This is a genomic window from Pseudoalteromonas sp. UG3-2 (assembly GCF_037120705.1).
GTDB lineage: Bacteria > Pseudomonadota > Gammaproteobacteria > Enterobacterales > Alteromonadaceae > Pseudoalteromonas.
The window spans coordinates 1,351,149-1,375,532 of the sequence record NZ_JAWLJU010000002.1; the positions used below are offsets into that span (position 1 = coordinate 1,351,149).

The following is a 24,384-nucleotide window of genomic DNA, read 5'->3' on the forward strand; positions in this document are numbered from 1 at the left end:
GAAGCGGATTTCAACAAGTGACGGGATCATACTCTAAGAATAGCTGGCCGACTAGCAAAACGTAAACAATATTGAACAGCTTTTGCAAAACAACCTCAACACAGCACGAAATACCACCTAAGTTAATGCCAGTGTTCAATGACGCAGCAAGGCTCACAGCCCATTCGCAACACATTCGCCCAATCAAGCATGGCCTTTAGCAAGTTTAGGCCAAGCCACACTCAGACTTAAGAGCCTACAGTAACAACCACAAAAAAATGCGTGGTTGAGAGTTTATTCGTGTCCGCGGCCGTGACATCATTGAATTAACATTATATTTTAGTCAGCAAAAATAAGAGTCCAACTTTTATGGCGATATTTGCTCAGAGTCACTTTTTCAAACCGCAAAAACAGTGGTGGCTTTTTATTAGCCTCTACTTACTACTGTCTTTACTGGCTCTGACCAATTTCTACAAACAAGTTAATTTTTATAGCTTGCAATGGTTTAACCATTTTAATCCCAGTACGCAATCCGAAGTGGTATTAATTGAAGCGCAAAACTTGCCGCAGCAACATACCGCGCTGATGCAATCTCTTAAAACCATCGAGCCTAAGGCCGTAGTGGTGCTCTCAGACACGCAATTAGAGCAACACCATAAGCCACTGAGCTACTACCCATTGCAAGACCCAGAGTATTGCTTAACTCGAAGTCAGCACTGGTTTGCCACCAGTATTCAACTGCAACGCCCGAATAGGCCTTGCACGGTGGTGTGGTCTCGCATTTTTGATAACAGCACCGAATACCACAATAAAATTGTCGACGCGGTGCTGCCCTTCCACGCACTGCCCAAATACAGCGCCGAGCGAGTCATATCAGGAGACGTCTTTGCCGCCCAATTGCAAAACAAAACCCTGTTAGTGGCTCAGCGAAGCCAGCTGTATAACAACCTAGTGTCAACCACTGGCAAAGACATCTGGCCACCACTTTATCTGCAAGCACTGATAGCCAATAGCTTTGCCAACGACCGTTTTGTGGCGCAATTATCTGACAGCATCACATTTCCTCTCGTTTTTTTATTGTCTATTGCCTTGTTAATTTGCTATCAGAAACTCACTACAAAACAAAATCTTACGCTGGCAGTTGCCGCTAACCTATTGGTTATTCTTAGCAGCTATCTATGCTATCGCTTATATGCCCTGTTGTTGCCTGTTGGCGAATTATCAACGGCTATTTGGTTAACCCTGTTGTGGACTTTTATGGTGCTGCGTTTTTCAGAAGAAGCCAAACTCAGCGCACTATTGCTGAGAGCCCAGCAGCGTATGACGGGGCGCTACCTTCCGCGCCAGTTTACTGAGCTTGAGGAGCCATGGGATGCCATTATTCGCTTAGTAAACCAGCAGTTGAATCTCAATCAGAGTATTTTCTTAACACGCTTGGAAGGTGACCATCGGGTATCAGAGATCAGAGCGGTCAACTGCCAACTGGATGATATTTTGGAGCAGCGCCGCGATTACCAAAGAGCTCCATATAGCGATGCCATTAAAGCCTCAGGTGTCGTTAGAGTAACGCGCCCTTTCTTTAAGCACCGGGCAGAGCAAGAGCAGCAATACATAGCACCGTTAATGTACGCTGGCGATATTCGTGGCTTTTGGGCGCTAACGGTATCGCCGCAGCCTGATTTCGATGAACAGGCGTTTTGTCACAATGTTAACGCCTTTGCGAAACAAGTGGGTGAGCTGTTATTCCACCATAAAATATACTCTGCGGAACAATCCAAACGTAATAGCCTGCTGACGAAGGTCATGACCTTCTCGGTCAAGGCGTCAATCGCTTCACAGGTAAGAACCGCCGTTCTCAACATGGAGCAAAAACTGACGGCCATTGAGAGTGTCTTTAATCAGTTACACAGTGCCAGTGTGTTGTTTAACTTATTTGGTCAAATTGTTCAGGTGAATGAGTCTCTTGAGCAGTTCGCCAAACGCCATCAGATCACCATCTTTGATATGTCTGCGTTAGATTTGCTGTGCTTTTGCAGCGAATTAACTCCAGCGCAAGCACGCGGAAAATTGCGTTACCTGACACTCAAACAAGGTAAGGTCACTATACCTGTGTACCTCGATGAACACTTTTATTTATTGAGTATTCGCTCTTTAGTAAAACAACCGAACAACGCCGACACCACCTCGCCGTTCGAAAGCAGCGGTCTGTTGTTTGAATTTTTTGACTTAAGCGCGCAACTGCAGCATACCGATAACGCGACACAATTGCTGCAACGCTTGTCAGAGCAACTGCAAAATTCAACATCTAATGACGATGGAGTGGATAACTAAATGGAGTGGCTAATACCGCTATTTCCGGCGTCAGGAGGGCTGGGTCAGTCTGTTATTACCTGTGTTTGGATTGGTATTGCGGTTGTCGCTTTTTTCAACCTGCGTTTTGGCTTCCCGTTAACTGGGCTGGTAGTGCCCGGTTACTTAGTGCCCTTGTTTATCATCAGCCCGACCTCGGCATGGGTCATCATTATTGAAGCCGTGATGGTATACGCACTGATGCGTTGGCTGGCGAAATCGCTGCTAGAGCGTCTGGGTTTTGCTGAGATGTTTGGTCGTGACCGCTTTTTTGCCATTGTGTTACTCAGTATTTTGGTGCGTGTGGTCATGGATGTGGTGGTATGGCCTTGGCTTGGAGGCTATCTAAGCCTTTGGGATATTACTTTTGATTATGCCAACCAGCTCTACAGTTTAGGGCTTATCATTATTGCCCTGACTGCCAATGTCATGTGGAACAGTGGTTTTTGGTATGGTGCCAAAGTCACCACTATTCAGTTGTTAGTGACCTACCTTATCATTCGCTTTGGTCTGATTGCTTTCACTAACTTTAATATTGCCAACTTAGCAATCATGTATGAAGCCGTGGCCGCTTCCATTATTGCCGCGCCAAAAGCTTACATTATTCTCATTATTACCGCTTTTATCGCTTCTCGAGCCAACCTTAAGTATGGCTGGGAATTTAATGGCATCATGCTGCCGGCGTTATTGGCGCTACAGTTAATGCAACCAACCAAACTGCTTACCTCTTTAATTGAAACCGCGATTATTCTTTGCCTTGGCTACCTGTTGCTAACGTTTACCCGGTTAAAGCACGCCCATATTGAGGGTGCGCGGCTGATTTTACTGTTTTTTAATATTGGTTTTGTCTACAAGCTACTACTGAACTATGCCGTCATTGCCTATTTCCCCAGCTTGAAAGTGACTGACACCTTCGCGTTTGGCTATATGCTATCGACCTTATTGGCGCTCAAAATCTATCAGAAAAACACCCTAGGGTTAGTGCTAAGAGCCACCTTCCAAACTTCCATTGTCGGTGGTTTTATTGCTATTTGTATTGGCTTTATCATCATGACCATCCCCACTTTGTTTACCACTAATCACGCACAACTAGTAACACCAAAGGGACAACAAACCTCACTCAGCCAAACCATTAACGACTATCAAAGCCGGCTTTACACCCAAAGCCAAGTTGTCACGCAGACCAGCCAACATGTTTATCAACAGCAGCGTCATTATTTTCGCCAAGCCATTATGATGCTTAACCAGTCGGGTATAGAGCGCTATGTCGAAGCCGCTGACTTACTAGCTCGAGCCAATTTTAGCCTCCGTCGACAAGGCGCGTTTATTGTTATTGAAGACAATCAACAGCAGCTCAGTCGTGGTTTGTTTGTTATTAACCTATCGCCACAACGGCAACATAGCATCAGTGTGCCTTTCCCAACGTCAGAGCGCATGGCAGCGGAGGCCAGCGAAATCTTACTGCAAGTTTGGCAAAGTAAAGCGTTAGCCCTAGGTAGCGCGAAACTGATGCCAGATGGCCAAAGTAACACCAAGCAGAGTGCTTTTTATCAAGACTTTTTCGCGGCCATGGCAAACACCGATGTGGTGCAGTTACGCGAGCTAACCCGCCATGTCCGAGAGACAATGCAGCAACAGGGGCACAGTAGCGAGGCTCAAATGTGGATTTACAACCGCATTCCTGAGTCGGTGCAACAAACCCAAATCAGGCAGCTATTTACTATCAATACCGGCCAGTTTGGCATTGCTGGCCGTGAAAGTTTGCCCTTTAGCGGCTACCCCGGCAATCTGGTTGAGGTATACCTCGACTCCAATAGCTACTCGAGTTTGCTGGCCGCTGTGGAAAAGCAATCCCAAACTCATGCAAAGCGACCATTAAACACCATAAACATGGAATTGACTGAACGCGTTGCAGCATTTAGTGAACACATTAGCGCTAAAGGCAGCGATCAGTTTCAACTGCTAAGTCAGCAACAGGCGGCGCTATGGGAGTTTGAAGTGATAAAACCACTGCTATCGTTATCGCAGGACCCTGCCATTTATACCTCGCCAAAAGTACTCAAAGACCGACTGCAACAAATTAATGAAACGGCAGGACAACTGGCTTATCAAGTGGAGTTACTGAGTAGCAACAGCGGCCAGTATGTGGTGTTGGCGCCGCAACCAACGCCCATAGCATATGCCCTTGGCCAAGGCATGTATGTCATCGCTTTAGGCGCAAAAGACGACTTGACCATTGCCGTTCCACGACCTTTATTTGAAAGCAATACCTTACAGTTTGCCAGCCAACTGTTATACACAACCCAAGCTAAACTGTTACTGATAGCGGGGGCTCACCCCGAGACAAACGCCCATGCCAATGTGTTATCGGCCAGTAATGTCACCACCTTGTTTAATGTGGTACACCAAAGCACGCAACGATTTTACCAGCACTCTGCGCTATTGAACTTGCAGATCCGCAGCCACAGTGCCCCCTCTGCAGTGCGGCCATCGGCACTGGCATTGCAAAACACCTTTATCGATGAGCGGTATCAACCGACGGTTCGCCGTTTACAAGATGCGCTGTCGAGCTTAGGTGTCACCACCCAACTCGTGCAAGGGCAACAGGCAACCCGAGGGCTTGAGCTGGGTACCACGCCACAATCGGGTTATCAGCTCTTTACCACCCACAGTGAACAAGCAGCGCTGTGGTTAGCCGCAGACTATAAGTCGCACTTTGCGCAGTCACAAGAAGTATTAAAGGAGCGCTTGTTAGCAATTTCTGAGACCTTGCAGCTTGCCTCGCTCAACCTTGCAGCACTGGCACCGAGCGACTGGGCACCAGCACCAACGGCGCTGCTATCTACCTTACAAAGCGCAACGGCAAAGTACGCTCAAGAGCATAACCTGCCAGCACTTTATAACGTTTGCGTCAAGGCAGCACCTGACTGTCGTATTCAAGCATTCGAAACCATGCAATTTGCTGAGCTGGGGGTGGCTTTTTATATTTCTGATAAGCTCGCTGCACTCTATTTTCCGAAACGAGATCGGGTGATCGATTTCCAATATTATCAACATGCTGTGTCGCAGGGTCGCTATGTATTGGATTAAAAAGAGCATTATCATTCTCGCTTATTTGCTGTTGGCGGCAACGGCAGTGATGCTTGGCAATACCTTGCTCACTTGGCTCAGCTCTGCCGAGCCCACCATCAACAGCACTGAGTTCAATAACCGCTCACAAGTACATTGGCTAAGTGACAGCAAAGTATTGCACTACTTTTATCCTGCTAAACGCGCCGTGTCATTGCGGGTGTTATCTAATGGTATTTTTGCCAGCCAACCGCTAGACAGCGAGCCTGTCCACTATGCCATTGAATACAAACTGCTTGATGCCAGTGAGCAGGTTGTTTATCAGGGCGTCTATCATCACGCTGCCAAAGCCGTATCAATCGGACAACAACAGCAAGTAAAACAAATCATCGAAGACCGCGAAGTGTTGCATGTCGCTTCCGGGCAATCGTTTTATCTACCCAGAGAGCACGTTGCCAATGCCACAGCCTTAAGCCTTAGACTGATACCTGAAAGCGCTCAATTACAAGGGGTGGTTGTGCGAGTCCATGCAAAGACCAGCAACAGCAATACCAACCCGACTAAAGCCTGGTTGCAGCGTCCAACCGAATGGCGTCAACGGGTAATGAATTACCATAGCATTGGCGCCATTGCCCTCACCGATGAAGAAAAGTTCAACACGGTGCGCTATGACTGGCAAAAATTAGCCCCTCAAGGACTGCCCAATGTGGATTTTAAAGCCGACCGTCTGTACGAGTCGCTGCCGTTTAATGTCGCCAACCCCGAGTTTATGTCACAGGTCAACCTAGATAAGCTCATAGTGGGTGGTCACCGTCAAGTGAGCTTCCGGGCAATGCCTGGGTCGTATTCAGTGGTCGCTAACGACCCCTCTGCCTTACGGTTTATATGGCATGATTTAACTCAGCAGCAAGCACCGCGGATGTTACCCAGCGCGCCAGTAACCCCAGAAGTCGCCAAAGTATCTATTACTGAGCCTGGCCTTATTACAATCGCTGCTACAGACCCCCAGGCAATCGAGGTTATTAGCGCCGATGAGCAAAAAATAAGGCCACTGCACAGTTATTATTACGCCATATCACAACAGCAAAGTGTCAGCTTTAACGTTGAATCAGATAGCAATTTGGCACTTGAATGGCGAGCTCCTATAGGCACTGAACTGACCATCAAGCTATTTGCCAATGGACAATTACAGGAGCAGTACCAGGTTAACGCCACCGCTGAATTATCCCCCTTTGATCGCTTAATTAGCGAGGACACCCAGCGTCTCGATATTAACAAGCCAGAGCGGCGCTATCTCGCGCCTGCGAGCAGCATTGATAGAATCGAAATCCACAGTGAGCAAGCGCTGGTTCGCTTGCAATCACGCAATGACAACTTTCATTATCGTCGTATCCGCTGTCTCGAGTTTTGCCAACAGCCGCAAGCCAATCAAGGTGATGTCAATGCTTGGTTTAATCAAGACGCCATTGATCATCACCTGTTTGTGCAACAACAGCGCTTAGCTAGGGTGCGGCTGTTCGAATCGCCACCTGAGATACCAGAGCCACTTCCCCATTATGCCAGCCGGGATTTAAGTGCGGATATGACCACATCGGCGGTGGCTTTGCTGCCCATTAGCAACAATTATTATCAACCCAAAACGCAACCTCAAGAGTATGAGTATCAACAAGTGAATCTTGCTGAGATAACGCAGCTGCCAACAGCATCGCGCTACCCCATTGATGTCATCGTGCAGCAGACAACGCCGCCTTTTTTGTATGAAACGGAGCTGTCTCGCCTTGAACCTGACACCACCATGCGCCGTGCTTTTATCAACTATGGCGAGGCTCGCAGTCATCGTAAAGTGAGGTTGTATAAGCTTGACCAGCAGCAACCCCTGACCCTTAATTTGAATAACACTCCAAAGCCTACGGCTTTGATTATCAAAGTGTTTAACAGTAAACCTGTGGCTGAAATACGGGCGGATGTTAGTCTTAGAGGTGGGCCACGGGCACACTTTAGTGAGCACTACACCATTAGCAAAAGAACGGAAGTATTAACGGCTCAGCAGCCAAAAGAGCAGTTATTCTTGCACCCTAACATCACTAAATTATATGAATATCCTGCTATTAGCGTTATCTTAAATGAAGATTTAAAACACATGAATAACATCAGCGTGCGGTTTTCGACTCCTGTTTGGCTCAGTATCATGGAACAACACACTCAACCAACTCCAACAATGAATTGGTGGCGCAATGAACATCCGTAACCTTCTGTTTCTGTTATTACTGCTCAGCCATGACGCCATGGCGGTGCCAACACCAGCCACCATGAGCGAGTGGTTCACTCAGCCAAAGCCACTGCCTGGTTGGACGCTTGAAACCCGCGACAGCAGCTTTGTTTTACAGCCCCATAAACAAGGCAACCAACACGGTGAGGTGCACTTCAACCAAGAGCGTCAACATTGCATTATTTCAGTGCCGCATCGTTTTTATGATAAGCACACCTTAACCATTGGCACAGCGCTGTTCCAACAAGCCTGCCAGCTACTGGTTGCGAACACGCAACACCGCCACAGTGCTGAGCCAGGCGCTGCAAGCATGGACTACTCAAAACAATTAGTGAACATTCATAATGCCACAATACAGGGTTATATATCGCTTTACCCTAATACCAAGGTGTTTCAAATTCATGGCTTTAGTCGCAACAAAAGGAGCACTACGGCGGGCAAAAACAGCGACATCATTTTGAGTCAAGGCCACAGCAACGACGACCAACTTTGGCAACTGCAAGCCTGTTTTGCTGCCATTGGCTATCGAACAAAGGTTTACCCACAACAAGTCACCGAGTTAGGTGGTACGCGTAATGTCTTACATGGACTGGGTATAAGACCTCACCATTTCATCCACATTGAGTTGAGTTACCAAGTAAGAAAACAACTTGTCTCTAACCAACAGCAATTACAGCAGTTTAGCGAATGCGTGCAGTTATATTAACCTTACTGTTATTATTTAGCCCTCTAGCCTTAACTCAGCCCGCAGCGCTGGAAAATGCAGTGCAGTGGCTAGACATGAGCACCCAAGAGGTTGAGCAGAGTCGTGCCCAGCAGCCGTTCGCTAAAGGGCAAACTCGTTGGCTATTCCTGCCACAATCGCACTGGCTCACCACCACCCCAGAAGCACTGCAACACTTTCGCTTTAGCAGCGGAGAAACTCACGCACTGCAGCGCCAACTTGCACTATCTGACTGGGTTTGTCGCAAGCAACGTTGCCAACTTGCAGCAACAGCGCACCACCGTTTGATCCAAGTTTCATTACCTGACACGCAGCCGTCCCGCAGTCTGCCTTTATGGCAAGGTGCCCTGCAACAATACCGCTCAGCTTATCGCCGCGCCTTAACCTTACCGGGCTTAGAGGCCGTGACCTTACGCAGTCAGCAGCAACGGCAGCGCTGGTTTTATTTAGAGCAGTCGCAGACCACTAAGATATACTTTCCAGCGGCAAAAAAATTGCGCCTCAGCGTCCGTAAAGATCTCCGCCACCAAACACGCAACGGCGAGGTGGTAATCAAAATTAATGAAGATGTGGCGAGTATTATTCCGGCGTCTGATATCCGTGCCGCGGAGTACAAGGAGCGCGCCGTCAGTGTGCTGGCGGATGACTATATTGCGGTTCCCCAAGGAGCTTACCTCAGTATCACCAGTTCAGTGCCGGTGTATGTTGAACTGCGCCAAGCGCACCGAGGAATTTTTGATGATACTGTTGCCGCAAAAGAGCAAGAGCAGCTACTCAATCCTTATTGGTCACAAGCCTTAGCCAAGACGCTAGAAGACATCTATTTGCAAGGTGATTTTAGCGCCTTACAACCGCGCCCCAGCGCTCCCTTACTGGTGCAGAAGCGTCGTGAGTCGCTATTGCAGTTGGTCTCCAATGCGCAATTTATCACGCCAACGCTTAGCGATAGCACCCAGCAACATAACTTAGTGGCATCGGTGTCATTGGGCGTGCGACTGGCTCGCAGCAACTTATATACGAATCAGCAGCCACAGCAACTTAGCTATTATCCGTTGTCACAGAAGCTCAACTACTCGCTGGCCCATTTGCCTCGTGTTGACCAGCAAGTCACCTTGTATATCCGGGCTTTCGCCAACACCCAGTTATTACTGCAAAGTGATGATAAAGACCACAAGCTGACGCTAACTGCCAGTCAGAGCTTTCAACGTATAACCTTACCCCTCAGCCGTACCGCAACCAAGCTCAGCATTCAAAAGCTAAACTCAAACCCCGTTAACATTGCCGTGCGGGTTAACACCCTTGCAGCACTGCCAAAACACACCCTTTTAACTCAACACACGCTGGCTCAAAGCTCACTTATTGACACGCTAATTGCCAAGCAACAACAACATAGAGCCGCCTCATACCAGCTGGGGTTGAGTAACTTAATACCGCCTACGGTTAAGCCGTATGGTTCTGAGCAGCGCTTCGATGCCATGCGCCATCTGGCTGAGTTACAGTTGAATATGGCTTCAGAGCCCCTTGCAACCTTAAAGGGGCTCGAGCCATATCTTGATCAGCATAGTCCGGAAGTACTGCAAGTGGCTTGGCAGCTTCGGCACAAACTGTTAAAACAGCTAAATAACCATGGCAGCGCAGAGTTACTGTTAAAGTCTCTGCTGGTTACAGACTCGCCGGAACTGCAGAACATTGCTGCGCGCACGCTGCTGGCCGCCTATCAAGAAGCTGGAGACAATATTCAGGCAGTGGGCTTATGCGCCGCGTATTTATCGGCTGAGCCGGCCTGTCAGCGTTTTACCCTGAGCTACTTGCTCGATGCACATTATAATAACGAAGCAGCTTGGTATAGTGAGTTGCTCCCTTCCACGGCAAAACAAACCAGTGCTTTACTTACGCGCAGCAACAGCACCAAACCAGCGCCTCAATACCACATTAGACACAGTGGCAAAACCATTATCTCAGGCCTAAGTGGTGCCTCTGAGCGCCACCGCTTAGGTGACTCCGCGGCCATTCGAGTCACAGCGAAAACCCCCTTAACGGTCAATATTAGCGCTCGAGGCAAATTCACAGGCGATGACAGCAACACCGTTCAGTGGTTGTTTTACCAGCTGCAAGAAGCCACTCACATTGTGCCTATTTTTGCTGATGTTGCCAGCAACTACCAAGAGCAGGCCTCTAAGCAGCGGCTCTCCATCGCCTCATCAGCAAGGCTTGAGCTGCAGCCTGGAGAGACACTCACTTTATTTTCCTCTTATGACCTGCTGCTTGATATCGCTGCGCAGCCGTTAGCTGCGCCATTGCTAACCAGTCACAGCTTAGCGGCACCTCTGTTGCCAGACCTTACTCGGGATCACTCAACAAGACTCGATGTGTCACATTGGCGCCTCGCCATCAACGCCCTGTACCACCTCAGTCAACAGACTTTAAGCAACCACCAGTACAACAATATATTGCATCGCTTACAGCCGTATAGGGCTAATTCACCAAGCTTTAATGCACTCTACTCTCGGCTTCTGGGGTTTGGTCGCTGGCAACAACTCGAGCAATATATCAGCTATGCTGGCACGCAAAAGGTCAACACTGAGGGTAACGCGAGCCAAAGTTATGCCCAACAACTGAGTAATCATTTAACTGGGACCATGGTATCAGCCTTACAGCTTAGACCCCATGAAACGCTTGCCATGGATGTGTCTCAGTTTGCTGAGCAGCGGCTCAGAATACGGCTGCAGTTTTATGGCAATCGTTATATCAAAACCGCCGCAGCCCAAGTGAGCATCAATACCGCCTACACAACCGAGGTGGTGACACTTAAGTCCGGGGATACCGGCTACTTTGGCATTAAGCCACACGAGCTCGGCGCTATCGAGTTTACTTGGCGCAATGGCGCTTGGGGTCAGAGTGTCAACATACAGCCGCAATACTTTGATGGTCAGTCGTGGCAAAACATTACCGTGGACAAGCGGCCAATTTTCTACCGCGCCACAGAGCAGCAGCCTGCGGTGGCATTACTTAAGCAAGACAGCCGCATCAAACTAGAGCGTATCCAAAACGGCATTCGCCAAGAGTCCGTCTACTTTCACCCTGCCGGTAAAGTGGCTCTTTCAGGTGCTTCAGAGCAAACCTTAGTGCGCCTTTCTCGCTGGCAGCTGCGCCCTACTCTTAGCCAAATAGTACTACAACCGTTGCGGCCATTGGTGGTTAAGCCCGAGCCCTCACAGGCTCTTGGCAAACGGCCACAAGACTTCCATCACTCCAGCATAATTGCAGATCAAAGCAAGCTTGGAGTAAGCGCCTTTGCCTCGTTCGATTATGACGACATTACCTTAACCACCGCACCAACGTCTGCTCGCGTAAGCCAAGACTTCGGCGCGGCTCTTCGCTGGCAGCGCAACAATCACTGGTACCATGTTGAAGGGGTATACAGCAAAAAAGCCGATTACTACGATAGCTACGCTTTAAACGGCACTTACCACTGGCTCGCTGATGATCATAATTGGTTTGGCGAGCTCAATATCCGTAACCGCTGGCAAAACACAGCAATCGACGGTGACTTAGCGAGAACCTCACAACTGGCCGTTAAACTGGGTCAAATCACGCGCTATAACTCAGGCTGGCGTCAAACTTGGTGGTGGCAACCTTATTACTATGATACCAGTATTGGCAAAGACCAATTTATTGCTGATGACCAAATATCGCCTGATATGTATTCCTTTTTCCGTCAAAACCACCACAGTGGCTGGCGTGCGCGTTATGGTTGGCGTTACCAGCCGTGGCTAGACAGTTACTTTGATGCTAACGCCACCTTAGTGTCTAACTCCGATTGGCACAGCCTCGACAGTGCGACTTTCACACTGGATTGGCAACAGTTTTATCAAGGCCATATGATTAACGTTGGGCTCAGCTCCAGTTACGTGTTTGCCGACGCCAATCGGCCTAATGCTACTTGGCAGTACCTCAGTCACTTGGGTTGGCAAACCGATATCCAGTTTTCAGACACCTTATCGGGGTGGATAGGCATTAATTGGACTCAAGACTGGTTCTACAATCACCATCAGCTGGGGTTGCAGCTTCACTTTGGCAATATGCCACAAACCCTGTATGCCCCTTTTGCCCCCGATGAGCTGTTATTTCGCTCCTTGCGAGTCCAGCACCTAATAGAGCAAAGTTCGTATGATTTCTGACTCTCTGAAAACGCGCCTAGAAGCATTCTTTTTTGCCGATACCGAGAAATTTTGGTTTCGGCTGCAACGTCATCAATTCCATCGTTTGCTTGATGAGCTCGGTAACTGGGAGTTATTGCAAAACCGGCCCGAAACCGAGTCTGAAGACGACTGGCTGCTACTGCAAAGCATTGCCTTTTTGCGCCATAAAATCACCACCGTTAACGACCAACTGGCACGGCTTGAGGTCAATCATAACCACTTTTTACAACGTGTGCAAAGCACCGATTTTAGCAAAGAAAAGCAACTGCATATTCTCGATTACGCCAAACAATTGGGTGCTTCGAGCCGTGAGTTAGAACAAGACAGTAAAGCCTTCGCGCGCTGGTTCGATGAAGCCGCCATGAGCGCACGTTATCAAGATAAAGTGTCGCGGCAAATGCAATTGCTTAAATTTTTAATTACTAAACTGGGAACCCTCAGCAATCGCTACCTAAAAAGCAATCAACACAGCCTGGCAGCGGCCTTTACGCGCTTAGATATCGAACCCTTTTTTGTCACTTTACTGGGCCACAGTCAAAACCAATTTATTCAACACAGCCTGGTTCGAGCATTGGTCAACATGATAGCAACCGTGCACGACCTCGGTGCTGAGCATGAACTCAGTGCCGACCTCATTGCCCAGTTAATTGAGCTGCTGGAGTCAGAGCAACTGCATTATTTGGCCATTGCCGATGTCCTTGAAATCCTAATCCATCAGCGGCCAACGTATATTCGTGCCCACATGTGGGCTATGGCACAGAGCGATGATGCCGCCGCGGACTATCAAGCCGTTAATGCCGATACACTGTACCTTTTAAGTGTTATGCCGAAAATTTTGGTGAATCAAGTCAAGCTCAATGACAAAGACTTTTCGTTGTTGCAAGTACTTGCGGAGCATAATTTGCCCCGGGTAAGACAAGCCACCTTAGAGGTTATGGCCTTTTATCCCACGGACTTTGCCACTGCACTTTTGCAGCAGCGCTTTGCAGCGGAACTCGATAACGCAGTGCGCTTTACCTTATTAAAGCAAATCACCGCACCTAGGTTTTGCCAACATGATGTGGCTTTTAGTCTGTGGAGTAACACCCTACAAGGCAACTACCACCCCCAAATTAAACGTTTAGCATTAGAGCTCAGTGCCAAACTCATGCTGAATATGCAAACAGATGCCTGCGCGCCAGAAGAGTGCTTCCAGCGCTTTATTGCGCTACTGAATGCTTGCCTAGAAACAGAGCAAGTAACCAGTGTTTGTCGTCATATCACTCGGGCGCGAGAGCAGTTAGCGAGCTTCTATCAGCAACACATTGTTTCTGAGCTTTATGCCGGACTTGAAAGCCGCAGTGAATTCACTCTCACCTCTGACGTTAGTCGCGATAACCTTGGCCGCGCCTTATCTTATTTAGCCCAGCACAATCAAAGCATGAACGCGGAACGTCACCGCGGCGGCTGGCGGGTGATACAACACTACAAGCTGGCGCGGCGTTTTTGGCGACTTTGCCATGAGTTAAGAACTCCCGCTACCGATAAACGCCAAGGCTTCTCCCACTCAAAAGCCAAAAAACCCAGCGTTGAGGCTCATGTACCCAGTTGCACCACCGCGGAGATCAGTGCCACTCGATTACCTGGCGAGTTACAATATCTGCCCAGCGAGCAAAGCAGTCGCGGTCATTTACCCTTACTGGACTTTTTGCTCAGCGTACTGACCCACGACCACCGCACAGAAGTGGCGAAAACCTACACTCCAGATGGCATCTTAGCGGTGGCACCACCGCCCTCTTTACTGCGACGACTGAAAGCATACTGGTTAATTTCGTGGCAATACGCCGAGCTGGATGAGTTGCGCAAAGGCAATCAAACCGAACAACAAAAATACCTGCACACCCTTAGAGACATGGGCTTCGATATTCAACTGGTCGCGTATGGCGATGTTGAAAAGGCTCAGTTTCCACTTGCACCTGATCTAAAGACGTTGTTCAACGGCGCTGCGATTATGCCTTTTTTATCCACGCTCTGGGGCAACTTTAAAGAGTACTTCAGCGCGGTATACCAAAACACCCTTTCTCAGCTGGTGTTTTTCGTGGTGACTTTTATTAGCTATTTTTGGGCTCGGCATGTCTATGTTAGCCATAAGATAAGACGTGATCGCGAGCAAATACCGGTCTCTATTGGCGGCTGGGGCACGCGCGGAAAGTCAGGCACAGAGCGACTAAAATCGGCGTTATTTAGTAGCTTAGCGCTGCGTGTTATTAGTAAAACAACCGGCTGCGAGGCGATGCTCATTTACTCTAAAGTATCCGGTGAGCAATATGGGGTTCCCCTTTTTCGTCCCTTCGATAAAGCCAGTATTTGGGAGCAAGCCGACGTGTTAGCCTTTGCAAAGTCAGTAAAGGCCGATGTGTTTTTGTGGGAGTGCATGGGGTTGACCCCGCGCTACGTAAAAATCTTGGTTCGCTGGATGAAAGACAACTTTGCTACCATTACCAATGCTTACCCAGATCATGAAGACATTCTTGGTCCTTCCGGATATGACGTGGCCCAGGAAATGACCGCATTTATTGGCCAAAACACTCAGGTATTCACGGCCGAACAAAATATGGTACCGGTGCTCAACCTCGCGGCGAGACAAAAAAACACCTCCTTAATCCAAACTCACTGGGGGGAAGGGTTTCAAATCACGCCCGACGTTCTCGCCAAATACAGCTACTTTGAGCATCCCGATAACATTGCCTTGGTGGCAAAAATGGCGCAATACATTGGCATCAGTAAAGATTATGTTTATAAGGAAACGGCAGCCAGAGTGCTTCCGGATGTTGGCGTACTGCAACAATTTCCCACGGCCCAGGTGGCGGGAGTACAACAAACCTTTATCAACAGTATGTCTGCCAACGAGCGCTTAGCAACACAGGAAAACTGGCGCCGCCTTAACATCGTTGAGCAAGGCCAAAATGGCCGCATCATCGCGTTAATAAACAATCGCAATGACCGCATCGCCCGTTCACAAGTGTTTGCCAATATTTTGGTGCATGATCTGAGTTTTGATGACATTGTGGTGATTGGCAGTAATGTTGATGGCTTTGAGCAATATTTCCAGTCTGCGTTACAACAGCAATTACACCGGATCATGCAAAATAGCGACAAACAGGCCCTAACCTCACTATTGCAACGCTTTCGTATGGACAGCAGTGCCACAACCATGGCAGCCCTGGTTACTGAGACCTTGCCAGATATCCCTGCAGACTGTCACCTCGATGCCGTGAAATTAGAGCAGCACCTCGACTTGAGCCATGCCACTCACCGCTCCCTGTTGCAGCGCGTTAAACTGTGGCAGTTAGGGCAAACACTGGCACAACTAGCACCGACACCTCAGCATAGCGACCAAGTGGAAACCTTTGCCAGTGCCATCACAAAACTAAAATGCCATGTCATTCATCATTTTGACATCTCACCTGACGAGCTCACCAACGATATTGCCAACTTAGCCCTCCAGCAAGAGCGGCAAATTATTGTGGGGATGCAAAATATTAAGGGCCCGGGCTTAGGTTACGTTTATATGTGGCAAAAGTGGCACCTGCTAAACAAGCATTGTGAGCGCTTGTTTAGTCGCGCCATTAGTCAAACTGAATTTCGCGCTAGCATTCACTTTATTTTACAACAGCCCCACTTGAGCTTATTAGAGTGCCAGTTTTTATATGAGCAAATCGCCGCGTTAAAAGCTCTGCCTATCGCGCAAAATGAGTTTTGCCAAGCAGAACTTGAGCAAATTCAACAGCGGGTAGAACAAGGACTGGTAGCAGTAGAACGCCATGAGCAGACCACCACAGCAAGACCGCTGATGACGTTTTTACTAAAAGTTGCCGAATCCTTTTTAGAGGCGGGTGAAGCGGTTAAAAGGAAAAAGCTGGCGACGCAAATTTACCAAGACATTGCCAGCTTTCGTATTTCCATTGAAAGGGCCACCACCTTGCTACATGCACTGAATAAATCGCAAAAAGCCGGTTGGCTAAGCACCAAAGAGAAGCCTGGTAAGTCTAACTAATCTCACTGTTGCACCACTAGCATATAAATGAGCTTGATGATGAGGGTGATCATCAACAGTGGCAGCACATATTTGGCATACTTTTGCATTTTATCCAGCCCTAGGCGCTGTTGGTAGCGTTCCAGCAAAGGGATCAACACCAGCAGTGCTAGCACCAAACTGACGAGTAAAATAATAACATTCATATCCTGTCCTAATGGGTTGATAGTGGCAATAATGCCGTGCTGGGAGTTTACTAGCTCCTACCCCCATTAGCTTGCCATCATGAGCGTCACAAACGCAACCGAGCAATGTTACTTTTACTATTTCCAATTTCAATAATTGCCGTTATGCTAACAACACATCAGACCAGTTTAAGATTTTCTCATGAAAACAGCGATTACCGAATTACTTAACATTGAAAAACCCTTAATTTTGCCCGGAATGAGTTGGATTTCCACGCCTGAGCTGGTCGCCGCAGTCAGTAATGCCGGTGGCTTGGGTATTTTAGCAACGGGGCCATTAAGCCAAGCAGAAACGCAAGCCGCCATTGCGAAAATACGCCAGCTCACCGACAAACCTTTTGGTGTCGGTGTAACCTTGATGATGCCCGGCGCCAAAGCAAATGCCAAGGTGGCCTTAGACGCCCAAGTCCCGGTCATTAACTTCTCTTTAGGTAAGGGTGACTGGCTAGTGCAAGAAGCAAAAAAATACGGCGGTAAGGTGATTGCCACTGTGGTCACGCAAAAGCACGCTTTGGCAGCCCAGCGCTCAGGCGTTGATGCCTTATTAGTGACTGGCCATGAGGCAGCGGCACACGGCGGTGCAGTCACCTCTTTGTGCTTAGTCCCCAGTATCGCCGATATTGTCGATATTCCCATTATTGCAGCTGGAGGCTTTGCAGATGGTCGCGGTTTAGCAGCGGCACTGACATTAGGGGCTGATGCGGTTGCCATGGGCTCGCGCTTTGCCACCTCGGCGGAAAGCCCGCTACACCAAAATGTCAAAACCACGGTGGTAGCAAAAGGCGTTGAACAAACCATCTACTCCAAAAACTTTGATGGCTTGTATGCCCGAGTAATGAAAACCCCAGCAGCAGAGCAAGCAACCAAGAAGCCAATGAACTTCTTTATGGCGGTGGTAAAGTCCTTTAAAGCCGCGAAAATGGTTGATATGCCGCTGTGGAAATTACTCGCTGGACTGCTGTCGCAATTCGATAAGATCCGCATGCTGTCTTTGTTTGGCGCCGCCACCGAAAAACTCGAAGCCGCCACCATCAAAGGCGATCTTGACAATGGCGTGCAGTTTATTGGCCAATCACAAGGAGTGATTAACGACATAGAATCGGTGGAAATAATAGCAAGTCGAGTAATGACCGAGGCCGACACAGCGTTAAACAAATATAATCGTACCTAATGGCAGCGCTCTGCTGGCAGATAATTTGTTAAAGCGGTAAAATCCCTTGAGTTCTGACGAGTCTTGCGCCCGTACTGTTTACTCAGTATGGGGTTTTGCCTATGACTCGCTCAAGGTGCAGGCATTAAGGGAGCTTACCTAAACCCTATTTAGCCCGTTTTTTCTTATGCAATAAAGTGAAGTCCGATGCAGAAACACTATCTTTTTTACGTTGAACAACCCTATAGCTTTGCCATATTACGACCATTACAACAGGCCATAAGAGACAGTGGCGATGTTGTTAAATGGTTTCTTAAGGGTGATAATGTTTCTGCCACAAGCCTTGCAGCGGATGAGCAACAGCTTTGCAGCGTGGCAGCCGTCAAAGCCTTTAACCCCAGAGCCGTGTTCGTCCCGGGCAACGTGGTTCCAGACTTTTTCCCTGGCGCAAAAGTACAAGTGTTTCACGGTTTAGAATATAAAAAGAAAGGCCACTTTGGGATCCGAGGCTTTTTTGATTTATATTGTACCCATGGCCCCCTCACCACCGACCCTTTTAATCGCTTGGCTAAAAAGCATGGCTACTTTTATGTTATCGAAACCGGATGGCCCAAGTTAGACCCTTATTTTGACTACCATAAGTGCAACAACGAAAAACCCGTGTTGCTTTATGCACCGACCTTTTCGCCTAACCTAACTTCGTTAGACGCCCTGTATGAGCCGCTGAAAGCCTTAGCTGAATCCGGCCAGTATAAAGTTCAGCTCAAGTTTCACCCAAAAACCAAGCCCCATTGGCAGAGCATGTATGCTGAATTGGAAGCCATTAAAGATTTTGAAATTGCCGGCTCCGATAATCTAATGCCGCTGATCCAACAAGCCGATGTTGTCATATCAGACACATCAAGCGCCGTCGATGAGTCGCTACTGCTTGGCAAGCCAGTGATCACCTTCAACAACCAGCAACCACAAAAGGCCCTGCTAGACATTACCGATCCCGCGCAACTACCCACGACGGTAGCCCAGGCATTAAACCTTTCCACGCAGCAAGCACAAGAAATAGAACACTATATTGAACAAGTGCACCCCTATCGAGACGGCAAGAGTGCACAAAGGGTATTAGCGGCCACGGAAACGGTGATTGCAGCGGGCTTAAAGCGCAAACCTCTTAACCTATTGCGCCGCTACAAGATCCGAAAAGCACTGAACTATATGAAATTGAAGTAGCCTCTATGGCCCAGCAAAACGGGCCATAATTTTATCTCAAGCGTCTTGATCACGATCCATCAGGTCGGCCATCCGCGCGATTAGCTCCGCTTCAGTGTAGTCATGCTGATGGGTAGCTATGGTCCAAATATGGCCGAATGGGTCTTGCAGCGTCCCCGCTCTGTCACCATAAAACTGCTCGCATACCGCAGACACCTCAGTTGCACCAGCGGCAAGGGCACACTGAAAAGTGCTATCAACATCATCAACGTAAAGCAGCAAAGATACACTGGTGCCGCCCAGTATTGCCGGAGCTTGTTGTGGCAGTGCTTGGCAACCATCACAAAGCATAAAGTGGGAGTCCCCCACCTTGATCTCAGCATGAACAATACCGCCATCGGGCATGGGCAGTTGTCGCTTAAGCTCGGCTGCAAATGCTTGGCGATAAAACTCGATGGCTTTTGCAGCGCCTTTTACGGTTAAGTATGGGGTAATGGCATGATACCCTTTAGGATGAGCGGCTGTGGCCATGAGCAACTCCTATCACTAAAACTCAGGTATCATAACCATAGTCGATATTCGCTTATTTGTAGAGTGCGACCCGCGGCTCACGGGTAAGACTTATTACTTCGCTTTCACCGTCACAGAAATGGCGCAGTGATCGCTGAGCATTTGTTCTTCTTGCATCTGTTTAAAAAAGTGCACCTTAGGCTCATACTGCACCGCAGCATATAAAGGCTCACTAAAGAGAATATGGTCAATCGGTGCTGGGTATCGTGGGTGACACCCCTTCATGCTTGCCGTGACATTGTAACTTTGAATACCTTCACTCAACTCTGACCTAAAGCGATTATCGCTTGCTGCCAAACGATGATTAAAGTCTCCAAGCACAATCGCAGGCTGATTTTGCCGTTGTTGTAACCACGTTTTTAGCTTAGGCAACTGGGCGCCAATTAACTCACACGCAAGCTTGTCTGATTGCGCATAGTCAGCCACAAAACAGCCACTTTTTAGATGGACATTTAACAGGCTAATATCACCTAATGGTGTGGCGACGTTGACCACTAAACCATGGCGCAGCCCTACACGCTGCAACCCTAAGGTAGCCAAATCTTGATGCGCCTTTATCTCTAGGCCCTTACGAATAGCAAAGGCGGTTTTTTGTTGTGTCGAGGTGTGGTTGCTACCACGACATTCATAGGCAGGACTGTCTTGACGGTCAGAGAGAATAAACTGCCATTTAGTGGTATCAAACACCTGCTCTAATGCCGCCACTGAATGGACTTCTTGTAAGGCCACGATATCGGCCTCTAAGCCCTCGGCATAACGACGCAGTGCCTTAATTTCTCGCGCATTTCTGGGTTTACAGCCGGTGTTTGCGGGATAGGCAAGGTGCTCAATGTTCCAACTTGCTACGCGCAGCCGCGACTCAGACTCACTCTGTGGGGTCGGCTGTAAAGAGGAGGTGGCGTTGCTGCAGCCATTGGTAAAAAATATCGCGGCGGCAACAAGCGCTGTTGCCAATACGTTGCTTTTCATAGTGCTCTCTATTGTAAAAAGGATTTTATTATTGACGTGTTTTATTTCAGCTTGATGATGCTACTTTATCGCAAAGCTGACGGCACCGCTATGTGCACTCGGGTGCGCTACATTTTAGCTTTAAGTTACGATAATGCCCTGTGGCAATGAGCACAGAGCCTAATACGGTGAGTGGTACTTCGACCAAGGCGCTCACTGGGCTAACTAGCAGAGGTAAAATTAGACAGCTGCAGCCTACACTAACTAACAACAACACGCTCTTGGAGCCATGTTGTTTAAACCCCGACAGCACCGCCAGCAGGCTAATAGGTAACACGGCAGCTAACAGCCAAGTGTGTACCGCTTCGTTGCTTAGCAGCGCCAACCCAGCCACATAAGGCAGGACGGCACCCAGTAGTGGCAGCACCAAGCAATGCACAATACACAAGGAGGATAGGCCTATCGCCACATTGTCTGCGAAAATCTGAGTTTTCATCTAAGGTCCTCACCAATAAAAGTGATAATATAACATAATTAAACGATTTATTAATGAGAACTCAATCAATTAATGAAAAAAATTTTTCAGTATTTTCACAGCATCGTGAATTAAACCATTGAATCGAAATGCCTCGCAGCTTTTGACAAGGGCTCGACGCTCTCGGCAATGCTGTCTTGGTGACCGTTACTTAATCGCTCTGTGAGCGCCGCCGGCTTACCAAATAAGTAGCCTTGCATGTAATTTACGCGCATTTCTCTAAGCACTTCGGCTTCGGCTTCGCTTTCAATTCCTTCGGCAATCACCTCAACGCCGTTATCGTGAGCCAACTGAATTAAATGAGAAACAATATTCTGTTTATGACGATTAATGTGGATGTTGCGCACCAGATCCATGTCGATCTTAATGTAGTCGGGGCGCAGTTGTGCCATCATATTTAAACTCGACCAGCCAGAGCCAATGTCGTCCAACGCAACCCCAAAACCACAACTGCGATAAAACGCCAATATCCCCTTCAAATGATTAATATCACGGGCTTGGTGGGTTTCGGTCACCTCAAACACAATGTCTTCAGGGCGAAAGCCCAACTCATTAATGGCAGTCGCGGTAGAGCGCAGACAATAAGATGGATCGTAAATACTCGATGGATTAAAATTGATAAATACCTTACCTGAAAGCTGTGCACGTGCTGCGTGCTCCACCGCCGAACGACGCGCGATAAGGTCAACTGAATACAGCAAACCACTTTGATCAGCTAAATTAAACACAAAGGCAGGTGGCACCACGTTGTTGTCCTCGTCAAACAGACGAAACAATGACTCGTGGCCAAATATTTTCGGCTGTTGTGCTGTGGAATCCGCGTGCACAATGGGCTGATACCAACTTTGGTAGCTTTCTTTTTCAACCGCGGTTTTAATCCAACGGGCTTGAAAACGCCTCACCATGGTTTCTACACTAGCCAATCTTGCAATGGCAACTAAGTCAGGGGCTTCTGGTGTGCTGGTTGTGGTGACCTTAGACTGGCCAAACTCAGGGCCAGAAAGACAACCGCCAAGACTGGTTAAAAACGCCGTGATTTCTTCGCGCTGCAATTTTGCTTGAATACATTTATCGTTGGCATGCATTGACTCCCAATTATTCTCACCACACATCATGGCAACATTGTTAAAGGCATTGCCACTGGGTAAGAAAAGCCAAAAGTAAGTTGTATCAAAAAAATAGTCGTCAATTGTTTCACAGTCTGGACACCACATAGCCGCTCCTCCATTAATTATTACCCACAGGCATACGAAACGAATAACTTATTTGTTCACATTGACTTGAATTGAACTAAATCAACACGTCATTCGTACACCTACGTCTGTTGTGTTACTAGGGGTATTCATGTCTTTATTCTCAAGCTTTAAAAATCAATTTCACCAGCAAATTTTAGATCAAGCCGTCGATGCCGTGATTGCTATAGACGAGCATAACTGTGTTCAATACTACAATCGCGCAGCCGAACAGCTCTGGGGTTTCAGCGCCCAAGAAGTCATTGGTGAAAATGTAAAAATGCTGGTACCAAGCGAGTTTAGAGGCAATCACGATAACTATGTAAATCACCATCGCAATACCGGACAAGACAAGCTGGTTGGTAGCAGTGTTGAGCTGTATATTGAGACTAAAAACAAGCAAAAAGTGTGGTGCTCCTTGTCACTGTCGAAGCTGGAAGTCAAAGGCAAACGCTGGTACTCCGCCATTGTTAAAGACATTACAGAGGAGCGCGAGACCAAGCAGCTGTTTAACCAAACCCTTGAGCAATGTGTTGATGGCGTAGTTACTATTGATGAACACAACAATGTGATCTTTTTTAACCGTGCCGCCCAACAGATTTGGCAGTGCGACCGCGAGCAAGTCATCGGTAAAAACGTCAAAGCCTTGGTACCTGCCCCTTTTAAAGCCAATCATGATGACAAAGTAAATCACAACCGCCGCACTGGTGAAGACAAGCTAGTGGGTATGTCCGTTGACCTTAATATTGAAACCTTTAACGGCGAATCAAAATGGGTGTCTTTAGCACTGTCGAAAATTAAACTCGACGAGCGCATTTTATACACCGCGTTTGTGCGCGATATCACAGAGGAATATTTAGCACGTAGCGAATTCAAACGGCTGTCGTTGGTGGCCAATAACACCAGCAATGCCGTAGTGATAACCGACTCTCAAGGGTTGGTGGAGTATGTAAACAGTGGCTTTACTGCCATGACCGGCTATACCCTAGAGGAAGTGCGCGGACAAAAACCGGGTCACTTATTGCAAGGTGAACACACCGACGCCAATACGGTGCAAACTATTCGTGACAACCTCAAAGCACAGCAAACTTTTTACCAAGAAATTCTGAACTACCATAAGGATGGCACACCTTACTGGATCTCTTTGGCGATTGACCCTGTGTTTGATAGCAACGGCCAACTTGTTCATTATGTGGCGATTCAGGCCGACATTAACGACACTAAAAAACGCTCGCTAGAAAACGACGTGCGCTTACACGCCATTAATGCCACCAGCTTAATGTTTGAGCTCAGCCCAGACGGCAAACTACTCGATGCCAACAATCTTTTACTCGAAAGCTTAGGCTGTAATAACCAAGCAGAGCTGCAATCCCATGTCGGTGATTTTGCCAAGTTGTTTAAGCAAAGCGATTGGCAAGCCGCAGTCAACGGTGAAAGCATTAAAGCCGACATTAAAACATCAAGTAAGCAAGGCAAAAACCTAACCCTGAGCCTGGACACCACTGCCATCACCGACCTCAATGGCAATGTTACCAGCGTATTGGTTTATGCCGATGATGTCTCGGAGAAAAATGCGGTAGTAGAAGAAACTTACGTGGCGATGTCAGAAGTGCTGGATAAAATCAGTGGTATTGTTCAGTCGATTAATAAAATTTCCAATCAAACCAATTTATTGGCGCTTAATGCCGCCATTGAAGCGGCTCGTGCTGGTGAGAGTGGCCGTGGCTTTGCCGTAGTAGCAGACGAAGTGCGCGACTTGGCCGGCAGCTCCACTCAGTCCGCCGAACAAATCGAAGCCTTGATCGCTCAAACTCGTGAACACGTTGAGCACTTGTCAGCCTATTTAGGCAATTAACCTTGTTATACTAATCGCGGCGCAATCTTACGCCGTATT

Annotated in this window: 14 protein-coding genes; 9 read left to right on the forward strand and 5 right to left on the reverse strand. The window is 48.0% G+C overall.

All coding sequences use genetic code 11. The features are described from left to right. Window positions 1-348 precede the first annotated feature (348 nt). The 6 genes from R3P39_RS09370 to R3P39_RS09395 are packed head-to-tail and all read left to right on the forward strand — an operon-like array spanning window position 349 to window position 16,628. The gene (locus R3P39_RS09370) at window positions 349-2,310 is read left to right on the forward strand and encodes a hypothetical protein (RefSeq protein ID WP_336567101.1); all 1,962 of its coding nucleotides are present in this window, start codon (window positions 349-351) and stop codon (window positions 2,308-2,310) included. Continuing rightward, the gene (locus tag R3P39_RS09375) at window positions 2,311-5,418 is read left to right on the forward strand and encodes a poly-gamma-glutamate biosynthesis protein PgsC/CapC (RefSeq protein WP_336567102.1); all 3,108 of its coding nucleotides are present in this window, start codon (window positions 2,311-2,313) and stop codon (window positions 5,416-5,418) included. It abuts the gene before it with no gap. Beyond that, window positions 5,405-7,645, forward strand: coding sequence for a hypothetical protein (locus R3P39_RS09380; protein WP_336567103.1), 2,241 nt, complete (start codon window positions 5,405-5,407; stop codon window positions 7,643-7,645). Before R3P39_RS09375 ends, R3P39_RS09380 begins: the two co-directional genes overlap by 14 nt. Beyond that, complete coding sequence (locus R3P39_RS09385; RefSeq protein WP_336567104.1) at window positions 7,632-8,372, forward strand: hypothetical protein; 741 nt, start codon at window positions 7,632-7,634, stop codon at window positions 8,370-8,372. Before R3P39_RS09380 ends, R3P39_RS09385 begins: the two co-directional genes overlap by 14 nt. Next, window positions 8,354-12,571, forward strand: coding sequence for a hypothetical protein (locus R3P39_RS09390; RefSeq protein ID WP_336567105.1), 4,218 nt, complete (start codon window positions 8,354-8,356; stop codon window positions 12,569-12,571). The genes R3P39_RS09385 and R3P39_RS09390 overlap by 19 nt, the downstream gene beginning before the upstream one ends. Continuing rightward, window positions 12,561-16,628, forward strand: coding sequence for a poly-gamma-glutamate synthase PgsB (locus tag R3P39_RS09395; RefSeq protein ID WP_336567107.1), 4,068 nt, complete (start codon window positions 12,561-12,563; stop codon window positions 16,626-16,628). Before R3P39_RS09390 ends, R3P39_RS09395 begins: the two co-directional genes overlap by 11 nt. A gap of 2 nt (window positions 16,629-16,630) precedes the next feature. On the opposite strand, the gene R3P39_RS09400 is transcribed toward R3P39_RS09395, so the two are convergent. Next, window positions 16,631-16,813, reverse strand: coding sequence for a hypothetical protein (locus R3P39_RS09400; protein WP_336567109.1), 183 nt, complete (start codon window positions 16,811-16,813; stop codon window positions 16,631-16,633). A gap of 181 nt (window positions 16,814-16,994) precedes the next feature. On the opposite strand from R3P39_RS09400, the gene R3P39_RS09405 reads away from it, so the two are divergent. Both R3P39_RS09405 and R3P39_RS09410 read left to right on the forward strand, forming a co-directional pair. Beyond that, window positions 16,995-18,023 carry an NAD(P)H-dependent flavin oxidoreductase gene (locus R3P39_RS09405; protein ID WP_336567110.1) on the forward strand — a complete coding sequence of 343 codons (1,029 nt, stop codon included), beginning with the start codon at window positions 16,995-16,997 and terminating at the stop codon, window positions 18,021-18,023. A 186-nt stretch (window positions 18,024-18,209) separates the two neighbouring features. Beyond that, the gene (locus R3P39_RS09410; RefSeq protein WP_336567111.1) at window positions 18,210-19,226 is read left to right on the forward strand and encodes a UDP-N-acetylglucosamine 2-epimerase; all 1,017 of its coding nucleotides are present in this window, start codon (window positions 18,210-18,212) and stop codon (window positions 19,224-19,226) included. 36 nt (window positions 19,227-19,262) lie between these two features. On the opposite strand, the gene R3P39_RS09415 is transcribed toward R3P39_RS09410, so the two are convergent. The 4 genes from R3P39_RS09415 to R3P39_RS09430 all read right to left on the reverse strand — a co-directional run bounded on the left by R3P39_RS09415 (window position 19,263) and on the right by R3P39_RS09430 (window position 22,472). After that, entirely contained in the window at window positions 19,263-19,736 is a 474-nt protein-coding gene (locus tag R3P39_RS09415) for a VOC family protein (RefSeq protein ID WP_336567113.1), read from the reverse strand. Between the two features lie 93 nt (window positions 19,737-19,829). Further along, window positions 19,830-20,744 carry an endonuclease/exonuclease/phosphatase family protein gene (locus R3P39_RS09420; protein ID WP_336567114.1) on the reverse strand — a complete coding sequence of 305 codons (915 nt, stop codon included), beginning with the start codon at window positions 20,742-20,744 and terminating at the stop codon, window positions 19,830-19,832. 88 nt (window positions 20,745-20,832) lie between these two features. Then, the gene (locus R3P39_RS09425; RefSeq protein ID WP_336567115.1) at window positions 20,833-21,219 is read right to left on the reverse strand and encodes a MerC domain-containing protein; all 387 of its coding nucleotides are present in this window, start codon (window positions 21,217-21,219) and stop codon (window positions 20,833-20,835) included. A 110-nt stretch (window positions 21,220-21,329) separates the two neighbouring features. Further along, the gene (locus R3P39_RS09430; protein WP_336567116.1) at window positions 21,330-22,472 is read right to left on the reverse strand and encodes an EAL domain-containing protein; all 1,143 of its coding nucleotides are present in this window, start codon (window positions 22,470-22,472) and stop codon (window positions 21,330-21,332) included. Window positions 22,473-22,602: 130 nt separating this feature from the next. Here R3P39_RS09430 and R3P39_RS09435 point away from each other — a divergent pair, with 130 nt between their 5' ends. Further along, complete coding sequence (locus R3P39_RS09435) at window positions 22,603-24,345, forward strand: PAS domain S-box protein (RefSeq protein ID WP_336567117.1); 1,743 nt, start codon at window positions 22,603-22,605, stop codon at window positions 24,343-24,345. Window positions 24,346-24,384: the final 39 nt, after the last annotated feature.

What these genes read in the sequence shown, in the direction of transcription:
- R3P39_RS09420 (WP_336567114.1), bottom strand. Translation starts at nt 20,744, where the DNA reads ATGAAAAGCAACGTATTGGCAACAGCGCTTGTTGCCGCCGCGATATTT.
- R3P39_RS09395 (WP_336567107.1), top strand. Translation starts at nt 12,561, where the DNA reads ATGATTTCTGACTCTCTGAAAACGCGCCTAGAAGCATTCTTTTTTGCC.
- R3P39_RS09425 (WP_336567115.1), bottom strand. Translation starts at nt 21,219, where the DNA reads ATGAAAACTCAGATTTTCGCAGACAATGTGGCGATAGGCCTATCCTCC.
- R3P39_RS09370 (WP_336567101.1), top strand. Translation starts at nt 349, where the DNA reads ATGGCGATATTTGCTCAGAGTCACTTTTTCAAACCGCAAAAACAGTGG.
- R3P39_RS09415 (WP_336567113.1), bottom strand. Translation starts at nt 19,736, where the DNA reads ATGGCCACAGCCGCTCATCCTAAAGGGTATCATGCCATTACCCCATAC.
- R3P39_RS09435 (WP_336567117.1), top strand. Translation starts at nt 22,603, where the DNA reads ATGTCTTTATTCTCAAGCTTTAAAAATCAATTTCACCAGCAAATTTTA.
- R3P39_RS09390 (WP_336567105.1), top strand. Translation starts at nt 8,354, where the DNA reads ATGCGTGCAGTTATATTAACCTTACTGTTATTATTTAGCCCTCTAGCC.
- R3P39_RS09400 (WP_336567109.1), bottom strand. Translation starts at nt 16,813, where the DNA reads ATGAATGTTATTATTTTACTCGTCAGTTTGGTGCTAGCACTGCTGGTG.
- R3P39_RS09430 (WP_336567116.1), bottom strand. Translation starts at nt 22,472, where the DNA reads ATGTGGTGTCCAGACTGTGAAACAATTGACGACTATTTTTTTGATACA.
- R3P39_RS09385 (WP_336567104.1), top strand. Translation starts at nt 7,632, where the DNA reads ATGAACATCCGTAACCTTCTGTTTCTGTTATTACTGCTCAGCCATGAC.
- R3P39_RS09410 (WP_336567111.1), top strand. Translation starts at nt 18,210, where the DNA reads ATGCAGAAACACTATCTTTTTTACGTTGAACAACCCTATAGCTTTGCC.
- R3P39_RS09405 (WP_336567110.1), top strand. Translation starts at nt 16,995, where the DNA reads ATGAAAACAGCGATTACCGAATTACTTAACATTGAAAAACCCTTAATT.
- R3P39_RS09375 (WP_336567102.1), top strand. Translation starts at nt 2,311, where the DNA reads ATGGAGTGGCTAATACCGCTATTTCCGGCGTCAGGAGGGCTGGGTCAG.
- R3P39_RS09380 (WP_336567103.1), top strand. Translation starts at nt 5,405, where the DNA reads ATGTATTGGATTAAAAAGAGCATTATCATTCTCGCTTATTTGCTGTTG.